The sequence below is a fragment of the Parvularcula mediterranea genome, assembly GCF_013085255.1.
Taxonomy (GTDB): Bacteria; Pseudomonadota; Alphaproteobacteria; order Caulobacterales; family Parvularculaceae; genus Parvularcula; species Parvularcula mediterranea.
Map to the genome: position 1 here is coordinate 486,622 of NZ_JABFCX010000002.1, position 17,521 is coordinate 504,142.

Sequence of the window (17,521 nt, forward strand, 5' to 3'; positions counted from 1 at the left end):
ACCTATTAGTGACGCCCCATGAAGCTCGTCCTCTCCCCCGCCAAGAACCTCGACTTCGAACCTGCCGATGGCCGTCTCAAGACGACCGAGCCGCGCTTTGCCGAGGACACGGATCGCCTGCTGGGCACGCTGAAGAAGAAGTCGGCGCGGCAGCTTGGCCAGATGATGAGCATTTCTGACGACCTCGCGACCCTCAATGCGGAGCGCTACAAGGCGTTTGGCGAGCAGTCGAAGAAGCAGGCGATCCTTGCCTTCAACGGCGACGTCTATCGCGGCTTCGATGCGAGCACCCTCGACGCCGATGGCCTCCACGCCGCGCAGGAGCGGGTGCGCATCCTCTCAGGCCTCTACGGCGTCCTCCGGCCTCTCGATGAGATCGAGCCCTACCGCCTCGAAATGGGGACCAGCCTCAAGACCCGCCGCGGCGAGAGCCTCTACGACTTCTGGGGCGAACGTCTCGGCAAAGCGCTTGAAGAAGAGCTCGAAGGCCAGCCCCTCGTGAACCTCGCGTCCAACGAATACTTCAAGGCCGTCAAAGGGTTGAAGAGCCCGGTCATCACTTGCCAGTTCAAGGATGAGAAAGACGGCAAGCTCCGGACCCTTGGTTTCTTCGCCAAACATGCCCGCGGGATGATGGCCCGCTTTGCCGTCGACCAGCGCATCGATGACCCTGAAGGACTGAAAGACTTCAACGGCGGCGGCTATACCTTCAGCGCCGAGCATTCGAAGCCCAGGACCTGGGTCTTCACGAGGCCTCAGCCGCCCAAGGTCAGCTAGCCGCACTTTTTAGGGATGCCGGAGGCCAGTTCCAGCTTGCGGGCGGCCCGCGCGTCTCTTAACCTGCGGTTAACTCTGGAGGGCAGCATGATCCGTATTCTCGCAGCAGCCTGTGTGCTGCTGACGTCCTTTGCTTCGGCCGAAATCTCGGCTTCGAAGGCGAAGGAAGTACTCAACGACACCAACGCCGCGACGCTCGGCCCGGTCCTGCGTGCGCAGGGGCTCTTTCCTGAGACCCTCACCATCGAGAACCGTGAGGTCCTCGTTGTGCGCCAGAACGGCAATGTCGTGATGCTGCGCCCGCGCGTCTGCAACCCGGACTGCACCGGCCTCCTGATGTACATTGTCATGGAAGGCGCAGCGCCCGCCTCCTCGATCAACGCGTTCAACCAGCAGACCCCGGCCACCGTTGCCTACACCAATGGCCAGGCCACGGTGCTGTCGCGCTACTTGATCGCTGACCACGGCATCACGGCCGGCACGTTCCTCGTGAACCTCGATGTCTTCAGCCGCACGGTCTCCAAGTGGACCCAGACCCGCAATGCGCGCAACGCCATGTCGGTCTCGCTCCTCTCGTCAGCACCGATCGATGACTACGACCCGGACACCGAGGCCCTCGTCCGTGAGGCGCTGCGCCGTCCTGAGCTGCTGAGCGGCCGGATCGTCTCGGACTATTGATCCCGCCGACAGGCAGGAATGACGAGGGGGCCTACGCGGCCCCCTTTTCTTATGCGCCGAGCTTTGCTCCTAAGGGGGCATGTTTCTTCTCGTCGGCCTCGGCAATCCAGGCGCCAAGTATCAGGGCAACCGCCACAATGCGGGCTTCATGGCCATCGACGCCATCGCGGATGGCCTCGGCCTTGGCGCGTTCCGCTCGAAGTTTCAGGCGGAGGTCACCGACGGCAAGATCGGGACCGAGCGTGTCCTCCTGATGAAGCCGCAGACCTTCTACAACGAAAGCGGCCGCGCGGTTCAGGAAGCCTGCCGCTTCCACAAGATCCCGCCCGAGGATGTCCTCGTCTTCCACGACGAGATCGACCTTGCACCCGGAAAGCTCCGTATCAAGAAGGGCGGCGGCCTCGCAGGCAACAATGGCCTCAAGTCTATCGCGGCGCATCTGTCGCCGGATGTCTGGCGGTGCCGCATCGGCGTCGGTCACCCCGGCCACAAGGACGCCGTGACCCACCACGTGCTCAAGGACTTTGCGAAGGAAGAGCGCGACGGCTGGTTCGGCGAGATGCTTTACCGCATGGGTCCTGCTGCGAAGCACCTTCTTCCGCTGACAGATGAAAACACACAGCGCTTTGTATCAGCTGTGTTCCAGCCGCCCAAGGCCGAGAAGAAAGCCCCCCGCGCCGAGGCCAAGCCGAAGCCGCAGGCGCCTCCTCCGCCGGAGAAAACTCCCTCCGCCTTCGACGCCCTCAAGGGCCTTATCGGAAAAAAGGACTGACCCATGTTCCGCAAGCTGATCGCCGCCCTCATCCTGTTCGTGCTGCCAGCCTGTGGAGACACAATGACGTCCCCGGACGAACCGGTGCCCGAGGCCTTCGCTGACGTCACGATCATCGCCGTGGTCCCTGAGGGGACAGGCGATGTCTACCTCGCCACCAACCGCAACGGATGGTCGCCCGACGCCTCGCCGATGACGCCAGAGGGCGGTGCGCCTAACCGCAGGGTCGCGCAGCTCCTCCTCACTGAAGGCTTTGACCTCGAATACAAATTCACCCTCGGAAGCTGGGCTCGCGAGGCTGTGGATGGCGCAGGTCTTCCGCTCGAAAATGCGATCCTGACAGCCAGCGACGGCCTCTCCGTCACCCACGAGATTGAAGGCTTCAAAGCCGATCCCGAGACCCTCCTCGACACATGGCAGGACGCAGGCATCCTCGGCACGCTGATCTACTGGCGCGATGTCGAAAGCGAATTCCTCGACCGCACTCGGAATGTCTCGGTCTGGCTGCCGCCGGGCTATGCTGAAGCGGAGAACGAAGGCGTCCGCTACCCCGTCATTTACATGACCGATGGCCAGAATCTCTTCGATCCGCGCATCGCCAACACGGGCACCGACTGGGGCATTGATGAGGCGATGATGCGCGGCATGGAAAGCGGCGCGTTCCCGCCTGCCATCGTGGTTGCGCACTGGTCCACCGATATGCGCGGTCAGGAGTACAGCCCCTGGCACGACGCCTCCAAGCTCGCCCAGTTCGTAAAAGACGAGCTCAAGCCCCGAGTCGATCAAGAGTTCCGCACCCTGACCGACAGGGACAACACCTTCGCCATGGGCAGCTCCATGGGCGGCCTCTACGCGATGTATCTCGTCATGGAGCACGCTGAGACGTTCAGCGCCTGCGGCTGCGTCTCGAGCCACCTGCCCTTCTCCGAAGCGGTGATCGCCCAGTTCCAGGGCCAGGACCCGAGCGAAGCGGATGAGACCCCCTACTACCTCCGCGATATCGAAGCAGGCGGCCTCCTGATCCCCGACGGCGCGCGGATGTTCTTCGACTGGGGCACCGCGACCCTCGACGCCCTCTACCCGCCCGAGCACGGCAAGCTCCGCGAGCATTTCGAGGCGCAGGGCTACGCGTTCGGTGAGGACTACTACCTGCGCGAATATCCCGGCGCCGAGCATAACGAAGCCGCATGGCGCACCCGGGTGCAGGATCAGCTGCACTGGATGCTCGCCCGCGAAATCCCGCCGGGGGAGTAACCGTAGCGGATACGGCAGCACGCATCGCCACGTGAGGCGATAGGAATGTTACCGCTCGCATTTTTCCTTGATTCCTCTCACCCCTTGCGATGATACTCAGCCCGACAACGTTGACAGGGTCCGCCAGAATGCCCTGCGGAAAGGGAGAGAGATGCTTCGCCTTCACACCGCCGCAGGAGCGGCAGCCCTTCTCGGCTTCACGGCGCTCACCGCCTGCAGCAGCGGCGGAGGCGGCAACAGTACGCCACCTGCGCCAAATCCCGGCGGCGGCACACCGCCTCCTCCGACGGCAGTCACTGTCTCCGCGGTCTTCGCGAACCAGCACGGGTACCTGACCAACGGCGCAAAAGGCGCGACCGTCGTCACCGATGCGACATCCGCCCTCGAATGGGATCTGCTCAACGCTTCGGGAAGCGTCGTCGCGGACGGCACCACGACGACCTTCGGCGCCGATGATGCGTCTGGCGAGACCGTGCAGAAGATCGACTTCTCCGCCTTCGCCACCGCAGGCATGGGCTACGTCCTGAGGGTCGACGGCGTGGATAGCGAGCCCTTCGATATCGATGCGGACGTCTACGATGCTCTGCGCACGGACAGCGCAGCTTTCTTCTACCACCAGCGGGTCAGCACGCCGATCGAAGCGCAGTATGTGGGCGCAGCTCTCTCGCGCCCGACGGCCCATGACCCAGACAGCGGGACCTGCTTCGGGCCGGACGATGTCCGCGGCAACACATGGGGAGGCTGCCCCTATACCCTCGATGTCAGCAAGGGTTGGTATGACGCAGGCGACCACGGCAAATATGTGGTCAACAGCGGCGTCTCCGTCTGGACCCTGATGAATGCCTATCAGCGTACCGAGGGAACCACGGCAGGCAGCACATTTGCCGATGGCGGCCTGTCGATCCCCGAAGGCGCCAACGGTCAGCCTGACCTCCTAGATGAGGTTAGGTGGAACATGGACTTCATGCTGGCGATGCAGGTCCCTGACGGCACGACACTGAACCTGCCGCTGGGTGATCAGTACGGGAACCGTGATAGCCTGACCTTCACGTCCGTCGATGCCTCAGGGATGGTTCACCACAAGTTCCACGACGAGCGCTGGGCAGCCTTCCCCCTCGCACCCCACGACAACAACGCCACGCGCTACCTGTCCTACCCCTCAACGGCAGCCACGCTGAACCTCGCAGGGACAGCAGCCCAGTGCGCGCGCCTCTTCCGCAGCATCGACAATGCGTATGCGGACACTTGCCTCGCGGCCGCCGAAAAAGCCTACGCAGCGGCCGAGCGCGTCCCCGACGCCCTCGCCTACACGGTGACCGATGGTGGCGGCGGCGACTATGGCGACCAGAACCTCGCCGATGAGTTCTATTTTGCCGCCGTCGAGCTTTATCTCGCTACGGACGATCAGGCCTACCTCGACGACGCGAAAGCATCGAGCCGCTACCTCGCGGCAGGCGGGTTCAACTGGCCTGAGCTTTCGACGCCCGGCACCATTGCTCTTGCGACTGCTCCGCAGACCTCATCGCTCAGCGCGTCAGACCGCCAGGCAGCCGTCGATGCGGTTACAGCGTCTGCTGATGGCTTCCTGGCGGAGATCTCGGGCGAAGGCTTCCACGTGCCTTTCGACCGGACCTATGGCTGGGGCTCGAACAGCGACATGCTCTACCGCGCCATCGTCATCGGGACGGCCCATGACCTCACCGGCGAGGACCGCTACCACGACGGGGTCATCGCCGTCATGGACTACCTCCTCGGCAGGAACCCGCTCGGCCAGTCCTACGTGTCAGGGTACGGAGAAAACCCGATGCGCGCGCCGCATCACCGCTACTGGGCGGAGGCCGTGGACCCCAGCTTCCCGCCTCCGCCGCCTGGCGTCCTCGCAGGCGGCCCCAACAAGGAAAACCCCGCCGACAGCGTCGCCCAGTCCATCAACGCAACCTGCGCGCCCATGGCCTGCTACCGCGACGACGCAGACGCCTACGCCCTCAATGAAGTCACCATCAACTGGAACGCCCCCCTCCTCTGGGCAGCGCATTTCCTGGCGGACTAAAGCAAACGAATGGCTTCTTAGCCCGGCGCGGGAAGGAGAATAGTTCTCAGCGGAATTGCACGGTGTACAGACGATGGAAGGCGCGAATAATGCTCGTAAATCATTTGCGTCAGACCTCGACCGTCGATCAAGCGAATGTTCGGCTTCATCTGTTCGTACACGGATGCTTCGGAAGAGTAATGTCCCAAAGTAATGAATAAACCGAATTCGCTCGCGGCGATCGCGCCGTCCAGTTTCTGGACGTCAGGCCGCCCGATGGTTGAAAATGTCTGCTTGCACTGGACCTTGATGATGGGCGGCTCGAAACCGAGTTCGTCTTTGTGTGCGATAACGTCAACGCCGCCATCGTGGGAGTATTTTGTTGCGCGAGCATGATACCCCATGGCCTCGAGCAAATGGGCACAAACCTGCTCGAACTCCTGTGGATTGAAGGCCGTCTTCAGCTTCTTGAGGACATAATCGTCCGTCCCCTCGACCACGCTTTCGGAGATGAGCTCGACGTCCTCCTCTTCGGGCGGAGCGACGTCTTCGCTCGTCCCACGGAATGTCTCGAGAAGCGCGTCGGTGTTGTTCGCCACCTGGAAGAGGGTCAGGGCGGACCCGACTTCATTGAGGGTCGTCTGAGGGAAGGCCGTCCGTTCCAGCGCGCCGAGCCACCTGACCCTGCGCCTTATCTCGAGCTGCTCGATCGGCGCCTGCGGATGATACGTATAGGAACTATCGATTACGCCAAGATTGAGCATCCGGTCGTGCTTCGACGGATAGACGATTCCGTCGCCTATCTTGAGCACATGCAGGAACCTGTGGACGATGCCCGCCCAGAGCCGTTGGGCCCCGGGCTTTGCGTCGGGATAATGGGTCTCCATCGCCGCCTTCATAGCGTCGCGGGTCGGCTCGATCCTGGCCGGATCACCGAGCTCCGTCCAGCCCAGCGAGACAAACCCTTCGTCAAGGGCCTGCCGACCGCATTCGGTGGGCATATGGATACCCCACACGTTTTCGAACTCGGGGATTTTGGCGATCATGGGCAGTCCAGTTATCACGCTACGCGACTTGAGTGTCCTGCCTGCCGAACTCGCAGGACAAACGGAACTTCGTTCTGCAGCTTCCACCTGACGGACCCCGCCTCTTGCACCGCAGCATGGGCGGGGTCATAGCTTTGGGAACGAAAACAAGAAGGCGATCATGGGTTTCAAATGCGGCATCGTTGGCCTCCCGAATGTCGGGAAGTCGACGCTTTTCAATGCTTTGACGAAGACCGCAGCTGCGCAGGCTGCGAACTATCCTTTCTGCACGATCGAGCCGAATGTCGGCGATGTGGCTGTGCCCGAGGCGCGGCTGCAGAAGCTGGCGGAGATCGCAGGGTCGGCGGAGATCATCCCCTCGCGCCTTCAGTTCGTGGACATTGCTGGTCTCGTGAAAGGCGCCAGCCAGGGCGAAGGCCTTGGCAACCAGTTCCTCGCTAACATCCGCGAGGTCGACGCTGTCGCCTACGTCCTGCGATGCTTCGAGGATGACGACATCACCCATGTCGAGGGCCGGATCGACCCGATTGCCGACTATGAGACCGTCGAGACCGAGCTGATGCTCGCTGACCTCGAAAGCCTCGAGAAACGCCGGGTGAACCTCGAGAAGAAGGCCAAGGGCCAGGACAAGGAAGCCAAGGCGACCATTGTGCTGGTCGACCGCGCGCTGGAGCAGCTGCGCGATGGCAAGCCGGCCCGCAACGCCGAAGTTTCCGCTGACGAGGCCAAGGCCTGGAAAGGTCTCCAGCTCCTCACGACCAAGCCGATCCTGTTCGTAGCCAACGTCGATGAGGGCTCGGCGGCCGAAGGAAACGAATATTCAAGTAAGGTCTTTCAAGAAGCCGAGAAGCAGAACGCAAAGGCGGTCATGATTTCAGCGCGCATCGAAGCGGAACTTGCGACCCTCGAAGACGAGGAGGCGCAAGAGTTCCTGGCCGAGATCGGGCTGGAGGAACCTGGCCTCAACCGCCTGATTTCAGCAGGTTATGACCTCCTTGGACTTCACACTTACTTTACCGCGGGTCCCAAGGAGGCACGTGCCTGGACTATAAGGAAAGGGGCATTGGCCCCTGAGGCAGCAGGCGTGATCCACACGGATTTCGAGAAAAAATTCATTAGGGCCGAGACAATTTCCTACGAAGACTATGTCAGTCTTGGTGGTGAAAACGCGGCCAAGGACGCTGGTAAACAGCGCATCGAAGGGAAGGAATACGTCGTCAGGGACGGGGACGTTATGCACTTCCGAACGGGGAACTAGACCCATGACCAAGGACCACGGCCTCTCAGGTCTTTTCGGCGAGGATGGCTCCATCCGCGTCAAGGACCGCAAGAACGACGAGCCCGCACCGGCCGTCGAGGAAGAGCTGCCGCCGGTCCTTGAAGACGCTGACCGCTCGCCGCTGGACATGCTGGCCGACAAGATCGGTATGGGTGACCCTGAGCCCACCCCTCCGCCAGCGCCGCCGGCCCCTGCGCCTGTCGCTGCCAAGCCCGAGCCGACGCCAGAGCCAAAGCCTGCTGAGGTCCCGGCCAATCCCCTCGACGCTGCCATGTCCGGTGGTGAAGAGCGGCGCGCCGCACCAGAACCCGCGGACGCAGAGCCGCAGGCTTATGACCCGTTCGCTGCCGCGTTCGCCGCCGGAAGCATGGCCGCCTCGGAGCAGTCCGAGCGTCGTGCTCCGGACCCTGCCCCTGTCCACACGCCTGAAGCCTCCACGCCGCCGACCGAGCGCGAGACCGTTGCGCCCAAGCTCGAGCCAGCTTCCATGCGTCCAGCATCGGCTGAGAACGGAGGCATCCTCTGCTTCCTGGTTCCCAGCGACAATGATCGAGGCCGCAGGCGCACCCTCGAAGCGATCAACGTCGCCGCAGGCAATGGCGCCGTCAGGCTCCGGGCGCTGCCGGCTGATCCCGACGCCATGGACCAGGTCCTCGAAGAGGCCGTTTCCTCGGCAGAGTGCGATTTCGTCGCCTTCCTGAGCGCAGGCACCGAGCCTGCCGATGACTGGGCCCTCGAATGCGTCCGCGCCTTCGAAGAGATGCCCAGTGCAGGCGCCGTCACCGTGCGCGCAGCCAATGCCGACCCGCTCAGCACATGGGCAAGGGTCGCCTTCTTCATGGACGAAGCGGAGCGCCAGAAGGGCCGCTCGCGCGGCTTCGACACAATGGTCTTCCGCCGCTCAGCCCTGAACGAAATCGGCGAGAAGCTTGGCTTTGCTGTCCGCAATGGCCGTCTGGTCAGCGCTGTCGAAGGCCGCGGGCACAAGATTGCCCTCGCCACCGAAGCCCGCGTTTCAATCTCGACGCCTTCGGACCGCCGCGAGGTCTTCCGCTATATCCGGGAGCAGGCTCGCCTCGCAGCGCGCCAGAGCGCCCGTCAGAAGAACCCCGTCTCGCGCCTCTTCACGGCGCTGTTCATCCTCGCAGGCTACCCGTTCCGCATCCTCGCGGTCCGCAAGGCTGCCAAGCGTTCGGTGGGTACGACCCAGTTCCGTGAGGTTGCCTCGAAGATTGCCATGGCCGTCTTCGCCGACCGCCGGGTCAGGGCGACGACGATGCTCTTCCCCGGCAAGGACAAGCGCTAGAGCTTGCCGCGCAGGCGCAGGCTTTCGCGGTTCATTTCCGCAAGATCGGCCTCTCCGCGAAGGGCCGCCTCTCCGAGGGCGATCGCCTCCGTAAGAAGGCTCTCCTCTGCGTGCCGATAGGCAGGCCGGCGCTCGATCACCTCGTACCACACCTGACCGGCCGCATTGTCGAGGAGGATGCGCTGGAAGCAGTGGTCGAACACCACGGGCCAGCCGCGCGACCTCGCGACGGACGGCATCTCCTCCCTCGTCAAACGCAGCCAACGGTTCTCAAGCTCACGGCGGTTCATGGAGAGAGGATAGCCTGACCAGCTCCCGCGCGCCTATTGGCCAAAACACCGCTCTGGACGCATGCCCCGCACCCCTCCAATGTGCGGCGCTCAGGGAAACACCGGACATCAGGGGCAGAATGGCTGACAAGGCACGCCGCGGATTTTTGAAGACAGCGGCCCTCGCCGCTCCTCTGGCGCTGGCCGCCTGCGACTGCGCTGAGCGCTGCGCAGCCGTCGCGCCCGCGCAGGCAGCGGCGGGGATCGAGCCGCGGCGCCTCAAGATGGTGACCACCTGGCCCAAGGATTTCCCGGGCCTCGGGGACTCCGCCGAGCGCACGGCAGCTTTTGTCGGCATGCTGTCTGGCGGCGCGATCCAGATCGAAGTCTTCGCAGCGGGCGAGCTCGTCGGCGCGTTCGACAGCTTTGACGCTGTCGCTTCGGGTGCTGCTGATCTTTATCACGGTGCGGACTATTACTGGACGTCGAAGTCCCGGGCCTATCCCTATTTCACCGCCGTCCCCTTCGGCATGACGGTGACCGAGCAGATCGGCTGGCTTGAAGCAGGCGGCGGGCAGGAGCTCTGGGACCGTCTCGCCGCGCCCTTCGGCATCAAGCCGTTCGCGGCGGGCAACACAGGCCACCAGCTTGGCGGCTGGTTCAAGAATGAGCTGACGGACGTTGATGGCCTGAGGGGCCTTAAGATTCGTATGCCCGGCATTGGCGGCGAAGTGATGCGCCGCGCAGGTGCCTCGCCTGTTCTTCTTCCGGGTTCGGAGCTTTACCAGTCGCTCCAGTCCGGCGCGATCAGCGCCACCGAATGGGTAGGCCCCTGGAACGATCTTGCCATGGGCTTCTACCGCGAGGCCAAGTACTACATGTGGCCAGGGTTCCACGAGCCGAACGCCCAGCTCTCGATGGGGATGAACCTCGACCTCTGGAACAGCTTCTCGGCTCAGGAGCAGGCGATCTTCAACGCCGCAGCGCGCTCAGCGAACCATGAGCTGATCGGTACGTATGTCATCAGGAACGCCGATGCCCTCCGTGTCCTGACCGAAGAACATGGCGCTGAGCTGACGCCGATGCCCGAAGACGTGATGGCGCTCCTCGCAGAGAAGACGACAGAGGTTCTCGAGGAAATCGCGGACTCGTCGCCCATCGCGCGGGAGATCCATGACAGCTACATGGCGACCCTCAGGGACACGATGAAGCTCACGGCGATCACCGACGCAGCCTATATCGACCTGCGCCAGCGCCTGATCGGAGGCTGAGCCATGTTCCCGTTTTCCAAGCTCAGCGATCCCAAGACGTCATTCCCCGTGGTGGTGGGCCTCGGCTGGCTCACCGCGACGATCCCTGCCCTGATCATCGTCAACCTTCTCCAGATGGTCCTTCCGCCCGAGGCATTCCAAGCCGTTGAGGACGCGCTCATCTCCGGCGAGATGCCCTTCTGGGTCGACGCCGTCAGCATCGTGCTCTTCGCACCGCTAGTCGAAACGCTCATCATGGGTCTCGTCTTCTGGCTCAGCCGCCTTGTCGGCCTCGGAGTCCGCGGACAGGTCATCGTGCAGGTGATCTTCTGGGCCGCCGCCCACGGAGCATTTGCCTTTGCGTGGGCATTCGGCCCGGCATGGATCTTCTTCGTCCTCGCCATCATCTGGGTCGGTCAGCGCGAGGCGTCGTCAGGCAAGGCCTTCTGGGCCGTCTTCCTCGTCCACGCGCTGAACAATGGCCTTGCGACAGCAGCCATCGCGGCGGAGCGTTTCGCGGGATGAGCGTGAAGATCGCAGCCCTCATCCTGCTGCTCCTGCCTCTTCTAGCAGCCCTGCGCGTCCCAGCGGTGGAAGACGTCCTCACACGGATCGTCAAGCTCGGCTTCGTCATCGGCGCAGCCGCCTGCCTGCCGCTCTTTCTCGTCCAGTTCGCCGTGGTGATCTTGAGGAGCGTTTTCTCGATCAGTCTCATTTGGCTTCAGGAATCGACCCTCTACCTCTTCGGCGCGATGTTCCTCCTGTCGAGCGGATGGCTCCTCCTGACCGAGGGGCACGTCCGTGTCGACATCTTCTACGCCAAGATGAGCGAGGCCCGCGCGCGGATCGTCGACCTTCTTGGCACCACGCTCTTTGTCCTGCCGATCTCCATGCTGATCATCTATGTCAGCTGGAACTATGTCGGCACCAGCTGGGCGCAGATGGAACGCAGCCAGGAAGCTTCAGGCATCCACGCCGTCTTCCTCCTCAAATCCATGATCCCCGCCTTCGCTGTCCTCCTCCTCTTCGCAGGAGAGGTCAGGATCATCCGCCTCCTGAAGGGCGCGCGCGATGCTTGACCAGGCGATCCTCTGCTTCTGCGCCTGCGCCACGTGGCTCGACATCGCCATGGTCGTGGTCCTGTGCGCATGTCTTCTGGCAGGCTTCCCGGCGGCGTTCACGCTGGCAGGCACGGCGTTGGTCTTCGCGCTGATCGGCCTCGCGATGGGGGTTCTCGACCCCACCTTCATCACCGAGCCCTTCCCCATACGGATCTTCGGGATCATCAAGAACCAGGTGCTCCTCGCTGTGCCGCTGTTCGTCCTGATGGGCGTGATCCTCGAGCGGGCGAAGGTGGCCGAGGAACTGCTCGAGACGACCGCACGTCTCTTCGGCCCCCTGCCCGGCGGGCTCGGCATCGGGGTCATGCTCGTCGGTGCGCTGCTGGCAGCCTCCACCGGCATCGTGGGCGCGACGGTCGTCACGATGGGCCTTCTCAGCCTACCGACGATGCTCAGACGCGGCTACTCGCCCGCGCTCTCCTCAGGCACGATCGCAGCGGCAGGGACTCTGGGTCAGGTCATCCCGCCCTCGATCGTCCTCATCCTCCTCGGCGACGTCATGTCGAACGCCTATCAGGAGGCACAGATCAGCCAGGGCATCTTCTCGCCCGAGCCTGTGTCCGTAGGCGACCTTTTTGCAGGCGCGCTCGTGCCGGGCTTCGTCCTCGTCGGCCTCTACCTTCTCTACCTCACGGCCACCGCGATCCTGAACCCGAAGGCGTCCCCAGCCGTTCCCGCAGAGGACCGCTTCACCTTCAAAGAAGGCGCCATCGCTGCGGCGAAAACCTTGCCCGCGCCGATCCTTCTCATCATCGCCGTCCTCGGCTCGATCCTCACAGGCGTTGCCACGGCCACCGAAGCGTCCGCCATCGGCGCAGCGGGCGCGTTCCTCATCGCAGGCAGCAAGCGCGACGTGGTTCAGGGCCCTCTTCGCTACCTCGCCATTGCAGGCATCGCCTCGGCTATCGTCCTCGGCCTCCTCGTCACCCAGTTCGACCTGAGGCTCGGGCGCGAGGCGAGCGCTGCGGACAGCTTTGGCATCGTCCTCGCCATGATCGCCACCGGCGTCCTGGGCGCTGGCCTCCTCGGCAGCATCGTTGCCGTCGGCCGTGCCCTCCTCTGGCCGATGCTCAGCCAGACGACGAAGGTCACCTCGATGGTCTTCACCATCCTCATCGGCGCGGCGCTCTTCAGTCTCGTCTTCCGGGGCCTCGGCGGTGACGAGACCGTCGCCCATGCCCTGGAGTCGGCGCCCGGCGGAACCTTCGGTGCGCTCATCATGGTCATGGTGGTGATGTTCCTCCTCGGCTTCTTCCTCGACTTCATCGAGATCACGCTGGTCGTCGTGCCCTTGGTCGCACCGCCGCTTCTCATGGCAGGGGTTGATCCGGTCTGGCTGGGCGTGCTGATGGCTGTGAACCTGCAGACGAGCTTCCTGACGCCGCCATTCGGCTTCGCGCTTTTCTACCTGCGCGGCGTGGCACCGCCGGAGGTTCCGACAGGGGCGATCTACCGAGGGGCCTTGCCCTTTGTCGGTATCCAGATCGCCATGCTTATTCTTCTCGCGCTCCTGCCGGAGCTGGCCACATGGCTTCCGGAGCGCATCTACGGCTGACGGAGGCCTCAAGATGTTCCAGACGTTCGAACCCGTTTCCGACCGCACCTTCGCGTCGCGCCACCTGCCCCTCCTGAGGGAGAAGCTGGAAGCGCGCGACCTCGACGGCCTGATCGTTCCGCATGAGGACGAATATCTCAACGAGTACCTGCCCGATCACACCGAGCGGCTGATGTGGCTCACGGGCTTCTCAGGGTCCGCAGGGTCGGCCATCGTCCTCACCAAGAAGGCCGCAGCCTTCTCCGACGGCCGCTACGCAATCCAGCTCCCCCAGCAGGTGGATGCGGATCATTTCGAGCTCCTGATGACCCATGACGTGACGCCAGAAGAATGGCTGCGCGAGAATGCCGAGCCCGGCTCGACCATCGGCTACGATCCGCTCCTCTTCTCTCTCTCGGCGCTCGAAGGCTTTGAGAAGGTCGCGAAGAAGAAGGGCTTCACCCTCAAGGCTGTCAGCCCTAACCCCATCGACGAAGCCTGGCATGGCCGCCCCGATGCTCCGACGGCGGAGGTTTATGCTCACCCGCTGAAATTTGCAGGCGAAGACCACGCCGCCAAACTCAAGCGCATCGGCGAAGACGTCCGCGAGGCCGGCGCAGACGCTGCGCTCCTCACCTCCCCCTCCTCCATCGCATGGCTCTTCAATGTGCGCGGCGGTGACGTGCACGCAGCACCCCTGCCCCTTGGCCGCGGCATCATCCACGCCGATGGCACAGGCGAGCTCTTCCTTGATCCGCGCAAAGTCACAGCCGAGCTCCGCGCCCATCTCGGCGAGCATGTCATGCTGTTTGACGAAACCGCCGTGGACGAACGGCTCACGGCCCTCGGCAAGGAAGGCAAGAGCGTCCTCATCGACCGAGGCCTCACCCCCGTCCACTTCATCAGTGTCGTGACCGAAGCTGGCGGCCATGTCGTCAAGGGCGAAGACCCCGTCTCCCTCCCCCGAGCCATCAAGAATGAGACCGAGATCGAAGGCTCCCGCCGAGCCCATATCCGCGACGGAGCAGCCGTCACCCGCTTCCTCCACTGGCTCCACGATGAGGCGGACAGCGGCGATATCTCCGAGATAAACACGGCGGAGAAGCTCGAGAACTTCCGTCGCGAAACCGGCGTCCTCAAGGATATCAGCTTCGACACCATCACCGGGTCAGGCCCCCACGGCGCGATGGCCCACTATCGCGTCTCCACCGAGACCGACCGCAAGCTCCAGCCGGGTGAGCTCTATCTCGTCGACTCAGGTGGTCAGTATGAGGACGGCACCACCGACATCACCCGCGTTGTCGCCGTTGGCGCACCGACCCGAGAGATGCGCGAGCGCTACACCCTCGTCCTCAAGGGGCACATCGGCCTCGCCCTCGCCCGCTTCCCTAAGGGGACGTCAGGCCACGCCCTCGACTGCCTCGCAAGGCTCCCCCTCTGGAAGGCAGGCTTTGACTATGACCACGGCACGGGCCACGGCGTCGGCAGCTTCCTTTCAGTCCACGAAGGGCCGCAGAAGATCTCCAAGCACGCCATTGCCCAGCCTCTCGTGCCCGGGATGATCTGCTCGAACGAGCCCGGCTACTACAAGGCCGAGAACTACGGCATCCGCATCGAGAACCTCATCGTCGTCACCGAGGCCACGCCCATCGACGGCGGCGAACGCCCGATGATAGCCTTCGAGAACCTCACCCTTGCCCCTCTCGAGCGCGAACTCATCAACCCTGACATGCTCACCGAGGAAGAAATCCGCTGGGTCGATGACTACCACGCCGAGGTGAAGGCGAAGATTTCGAGCCAGCTCCCGAAAGAAGACGCGGAATGGCTTGCCGAGCGCTGCCAACCGCTTAGGTGACAGATCGTCGCAGCGACGGAACGAAATCTGATCTGACGGAACTCTTTGGGCTACAACCCAAAAACGGGCTCAGCAGGCAGGCTGAGTTTGCTTTTTGATAAATTCCGTCTGGAGAGAGATCGGTGGAATCACAGGAACTGGACGGGCTGAAGGCCCGTGCCTTTGAGCGATTCCCCATCGCTTTCGTGCTGACGAACCCCCGTCGCGAGGACAATCCGATTGTGTACGTGAACCGGGCCTTCGAACGGCTGACGGGCTACTCGGCAGACTCCGCCATCGGGAGGAATTGCCGCTTCCTTCAGGGCGAGCAGACCGACCCCGGCGCTGTCGCCCGGCTCGGTGACGCCATCAAGGAGCGCCGCTCCCACAAGACCAAGCTTCTCAATGTCCGGGCCGACGGCTCTGAGTTCATGAACGAGCTAATCATCGAGCCGATTTACGACGACCAGGGTGATCTGAGCGCCTTCCTCGGTCTGCAGCGCCGAGCCGATGACAGGTCTTCCGACCTCGACCGCGCTGAAAGCCAGCTTTTCGAAATTCAGCACCGCGTGAAGAACCACCTCCAGATGGTCGTCTCCATGATCCGGCTGCAAAGCCAGAAGGCTGGTCGCGGCGATCCCGGTATAGACTATGAGGCTCTCGCCTATCGCATCGAGACCCTCCAGCTCCTCTATCAGGAGATGAACCGGACGGGCGAAGAGGCGGATGTGCCGATGGGCGCCTACATCTCACGAATCGCGACGACCATCGGACACCTCGAAAGCCGCGAGAACATCCGCCTGAACATTGCGACGGAGAGCTTCTACGTGCCGGTCGAGACCGCAGCTCGGATTGGGCTCATTGCGTCAGAGATCATTACCAACGCCTTCCAACACGCCTTTCAAGGCAAGACGGCAGGGCTCGTCGAAGTGGGACTGCGCCAGCTTTCCGGCGGGATCATGCGGCTCGAGGTCATGGATGACGGCGTCGGCATGCCCGAGGGCTCGACATGGCCAGAAGGTAACACCATGGGCGCATCCATCGTCTCCGCTCTCCTCGCGGGGATCGATGGCAAGATGGACATCGCGAGGGGGGTTGCGGGAACGACGTTCACAGTCGATGTTCCGCTCACCGAAACCCGCGCGAAACATGAAAATTAGCCTCCTCGCCACGCTCCTTCTCGCTACGCAATCTCAAGCGCCCCTGACGCCCCAGATCATGGACGTCGAGGTCGTGCGCAGCTTTCCTCACGAGACAGACGCCTTCACCCAAGGCTTCCTCTTTGCCGACGGCGTGCTGATTGAAAGCACGGGCCGCGAAGGCCAATCGCGCCTGCGGAAGCTCAGTGTGGTGACGGGTAAGCCGACCCAGGAGATCAAGCTCCCTGACGATGTCTTCGGTGAGGGCACCGCGCGGGTGGGCGACAAGCTCGTCACCCTGACATGGCGTTCGGGCCAGGGTTTCGTCTTTGACCTGACGACTTTGCAGCAGGTCGGCGCATTCGCCTATGAAGGTGAAGGCTGGGGCCTGACCTATGACGGCGAGAAGCTGATCATGTCAGACGGCAGCTCGCGCCTGCGGTTCCTCGACCCCGAGACCTTCGCAGAGATCGGCGGCGTCGACGTGACGATCAGCGGTCAAGCCCTCCCCCGCCTCAATGAGCTCGAGTATGTGAACGGCCGGGTCTGGGCCAATGTCTACCTGACAGACTTCATCGTCCGCATTGATCCTGTGACCGGCAAGGTTGATCAGATCTCGGACCTTTCGGCCCTGTTCCCCCGGGAGCGGCGCAAGGACAAGCTCGGTGATGTCCTTAACGGCATCGCCTATGAAGAAAAAACCGAACGCCTCTTCGTCACTGGCAAGAACTGGCCGCTGATGTTTGAGGTCAACCTCACACCGCGTACGGAAGGTCAGTAATGCCCGGACTTTGGTTCTCCGAATTCGAAGAAGGCCAGGTCTTCGACCATGAGTGGACAAGGACGATGACCGAGGCTGACAACCACATGTTCAGCCTGATGACCATGAACCCCCAGCCGCTGCACATCGACCACCACAAGGCAGCAGCGACGGAATTCGGCAAGCCGCTGGTCAACAGCCTCTTCTCGCTGGGCTGCCTCGTTGGCATGACCGTCAACGACACGACGCTCAACACGACCGTGGCCAATCTCGGGATGGAGAAGGTCCGCTTCCCGGCTCCCCTCTTCCACGGGGATACCGTCCGTTGCCGGACGACCGTCGTCGGGGTCAGGCCATCGAAATCACGGCCCGGTCAGGGGATCGTGACGTTCCTGCATGAGATGTTCAATCAGGACGACACGCTGGTCGCGAGCTGCGAGCGCGCTGCCCTGATGAAAGCGAAGCCTGAGTAA

At 63.1% G+C, this 17,521-nt stretch carries 17 protein-coding genes; 15 read left to right on the top strand and 2 right to left on the bottom strand.

Annotated features, from left to right (window positions below):
• The first annotated feature begins 18 nt into the window (after positions 1-18).
• The 5 genes from yaaA (at position 19) to HK107_RS02965 (ending at position 5,531) form a co-directional block, all read left to right on the top strand.
• Positions 19-777, top strand: a complete 759-nt coding sequence (gene yaaA / locus HK107_RS02945) for a peroxide stress protein YaaA (protein WP_173196644.1) — start codon at positions 19-21, stop codon at positions 775-777.
• Between the two features lie 87 nt (positions 778-864).
• Positions 865-1,455: a type III secretion system chaperone family protein gene (locus HK107_RS02950; protein WP_173196646.1), complete on the top strand. Its 591-nt coding sequence runs from the start codon at positions 865-867 to the stop codon at positions 1,453-1,455.
• 79 nt (positions 1,456-1,534) lie between these two features.
• Complete coding sequence (pth, locus tag HK107_RS02955) at positions 1,535-2,227, top strand: aminoacyl-tRNA hydrolase (RefSeq protein ID WP_173196648.1); 693 nt, start codon at positions 1,535-1,537, stop codon at positions 2,225-2,227.
• Positions 2,228-2,230: 3 nt separating this feature from the next.
• On the top strand, positions 2,231-3,481 hold the full coding sequence (locus HK107_RS02960) for an alpha/beta hydrolase (RefSeq protein WP_173196650.1): 1,251 nt from the start codon (positions 2,231-2,233) through the stop codon (positions 3,479-3,481).
• Positions 3,482-3,632: 151 nt separating this feature from the next.
• The gene (locus tag HK107_RS02965; RefSeq protein WP_173196652.1) at positions 3,633-5,531 is read left to right on the top strand and encodes a glycoside hydrolase family 9 protein; all 1,899 of its coding nucleotides are present in this window, start codon (positions 3,633-3,635) and stop codon (positions 5,529-5,531) included.
• A 17-nt stretch (positions 5,532-5,548) separates the two neighbouring features.
• Here HK107_RS02965 and HK107_RS02970 read toward each other — a convergent pair whose 3' ends face one another.
• Entirely contained in the window at positions 5,549-6,556 is a 1,008-nt protein-coding gene (locus tag HK107_RS02970; RefSeq protein ID WP_173196654.1) for a restriction endonuclease, read from the bottom strand.
• A gap of 160 nt (positions 6,557-6,716) precedes the next feature.
• Between HK107_RS02970 and ychF the strand changes: the two genes are divergently transcribed.
• Entirely contained in the window at positions 6,717-7,814 is a 1,098-nt protein-coding gene (gene ychF, locus HK107_RS02975; RefSeq protein ID WP_173196656.1) for a redox-regulated ATPase YchF, read from the top strand.
• Positions 7,815-7,818: 4 nt separating this feature from the next.
• Complete coding sequence (locus HK107_RS15485) at positions 7,819-9,141, top strand: glycosyltransferase (RefSeq protein WP_198912275.1); 1,323 nt, start codon at positions 7,819-7,821, stop codon at positions 9,139-9,141.
• Here the strand turns inward: HK107_RS15485 and HK107_RS02985 are convergent.
• Positions 9,138-9,431, bottom strand: a complete 294-nt coding sequence (locus tag HK107_RS02985; protein ID WP_173196658.1) for a GCN5-related N-acetyltransferase — start codon at positions 9,429-9,431, stop codon at positions 9,138-9,140. The genes HK107_RS15485 and HK107_RS02985 overlap by 4 nt on opposite strands.
• A gap of 119 nt (positions 9,432-9,550) precedes the next feature.
• Here HK107_RS02985 and HK107_RS02990 point away from each other — a divergent pair, with 119 nt between their 5' ends.
• The 8 genes from HK107_RS02990 (at position 9,551) to HK107_RS03025 (ending at position 17,521) form a co-directional block, all read left to right on the top strand.
• Positions 9,551-10,681, top strand: coding sequence for a TRAP transporter substrate-binding protein (locus HK107_RS02990; RefSeq protein WP_173196660.1), 1,131 nt, complete (start codon positions 9,551-9,553; stop codon positions 10,679-10,681).
• 3 nt (positions 10,682-10,684) lie between these two features.
• A complete protein-coding gene (locus HK107_RS02995; protein WP_173196662.1) occupies positions 10,685-11,185 on the top strand; it encodes a hypothetical protein in 501 nt (166 codons plus the stop codon).
• The gene (locus HK107_RS03000) at positions 11,182-11,739 is read left to right on the top strand and encodes a TRAP transporter small permease subunit (protein WP_173196664.1); all 558 of its coding nucleotides are present in this window, start codon (positions 11,182-11,184) and stop codon (positions 11,737-11,739) included. Before HK107_RS02995 ends, HK107_RS03000 begins: the two co-directional genes overlap by 4 nt.
• On the top strand, positions 11,732-13,336 hold the full coding sequence (locus tag HK107_RS03005) for a TRAP transporter large permease (RefSeq protein ID WP_173196666.1): 1,605 nt from the start codon (positions 11,732-11,734) through the stop codon (positions 13,334-13,336). The genes HK107_RS03000 and HK107_RS03005 overlap by 8 nt, the downstream gene beginning before the upstream one ends.
• Before the next feature lie 13 nt (positions 13,337-13,349).
• A complete protein-coding gene (locus HK107_RS03010) occupies positions 13,350-15,170 on the top strand; it encodes an aminopeptidase P family protein (protein ID WP_173196668.1) in 1,821 nt (606 codons plus the stop codon).
• Positions 15,171-15,292: 122 nt separating this feature from the next.
• Positions 15,293-16,309 carry a PAS domain-containing protein gene (locus HK107_RS03015; RefSeq protein ID WP_173196670.1) on the top strand — a complete coding sequence of 339 codons (1,017 nt, stop codon included), beginning with the start codon at positions 15,293-15,295 and terminating at the stop codon, positions 16,307-16,309.
• Positions 16,299-17,069 (top strand): glutaminyl-peptide cyclotransferase, encoded by a 771-nt coding sequence (locus HK107_RS03020; protein ID WP_173196672.1) that lies wholly within the window; start codon positions 16,299-16,301, stop codon positions 17,067-17,069. Before HK107_RS03015 ends, HK107_RS03020 begins: the two co-directional genes overlap by 11 nt.
• A complete protein-coding gene (locus HK107_RS03025) occupies positions 17,069-17,521 on the top strand; it encodes a MaoC family dehydratase (RefSeq protein WP_173196674.1) in 453 nt (150 codons plus the stop codon). The genes HK107_RS03020 and HK107_RS03025 overlap by 1 nt, the downstream gene beginning before the upstream one ends.

Excerpts from the sequence above, each read along its gene's own strand:
- HK107_RS02985 (WP_173196658.1), bottom strand. The coding sequence starts at position 9,431 with ATGAACCGCCGTGAGCTTGAGAACCGTTGGCTGCGTTTGACGAGGGAG.
- HK107_RS02950 (WP_173196646.1), top strand. The coding sequence starts at position 865 with ATGATCCGTATTCTCGCAGCAGCCTGTGTGCTGCTGACGTCCTTTGCT.
- HK107_RS03000 (WP_173196664.1), top strand. The coding sequence starts at position 11,182 with ATGAGCGTGAAGATCGCAGCCCTCATCCTGCTGCTCCTGCCTCTTCTA.
- HK107_RS03010 (WP_173196668.1), top strand. The coding sequence starts at position 13,350 with ATGTTCCAGACGTTCGAACCCGTTTCCGACCGCACCTTCGCGTCGCGC.
- pth (WP_173196648.1), top strand. The coding sequence starts at position 1,535 with ATGTTTCTTCTCGTCGGCCTCGGCAATCCAGGCGCCAAGTATCAGGGC.
- yaaA (WP_173196644.1), top strand. The coding sequence starts at position 19 with ATGAAGCTCGTCCTCTCCCCCGCCAAGAACCTCGACTTCGAACCTGCC.
- HK107_RS02990 (WP_173196660.1), top strand. The coding sequence starts at position 9,551 with ATGGCTGACAAGGCACGCCGCGGATTTTTGAAGACAGCGGCCCTCGCC.
- HK107_RS03025 (WP_173196674.1), top strand. The coding sequence starts at position 17,069 with ATGCCCGGACTTTGGTTCTCCGAATTCGAAGAAGGCCAGGTCTTCGAC.
- HK107_RS02965 (WP_173196652.1), top strand. The coding sequence starts at position 3,633 with ATGCTTCGCCTTCACACCGCCGCAGGAGCGGCAGCCCTTCTCGGCTTC.
- ychF (WP_173196656.1), top strand. The coding sequence starts at position 6,717 with ATGGGTTTCAAATGCGGCATCGTTGGCCTCCCGAATGTCGGGAAGTCG.
- HK107_RS02995 (WP_173196662.1), top strand. The coding sequence starts at position 10,685 with ATGTTCCCGTTTTCCAAGCTCAGCGATCCCAAGACGTCATTCCCCGTG.
- HK107_RS03020 (WP_173196672.1), top strand. The coding sequence starts at position 16,299 with ATGAAAATTAGCCTCCTCGCCACGCTCCTTCTCGCTACGCAATCTCAA.
- HK107_RS02960 (WP_173196650.1), top strand. The coding sequence starts at position 2,231 with ATGTTCCGCAAGCTGATCGCCGCCCTCATCCTGTTCGTGCTGCCAGCC.
- HK107_RS03005 (WP_173196666.1), top strand. The coding sequence starts at position 11,732 with ATGCTTGACCAGGCGATCCTCTGCTTCTGCGCCTGCGCCACGTGGCTC.
- HK107_RS15485 (WP_198912275.1), top strand. The coding sequence starts at position 7,819 with ATGACCAAGGACCACGGCCTCTCAGGTCTTTTCGGCGAGGATGGCTCC.
- HK107_RS02970 (WP_173196654.1), bottom strand. The coding sequence starts at position 6,556 with ATGATCGCCAAAATCCCCGAGTTCGAAAACGTGTGGGGTATCCATATG.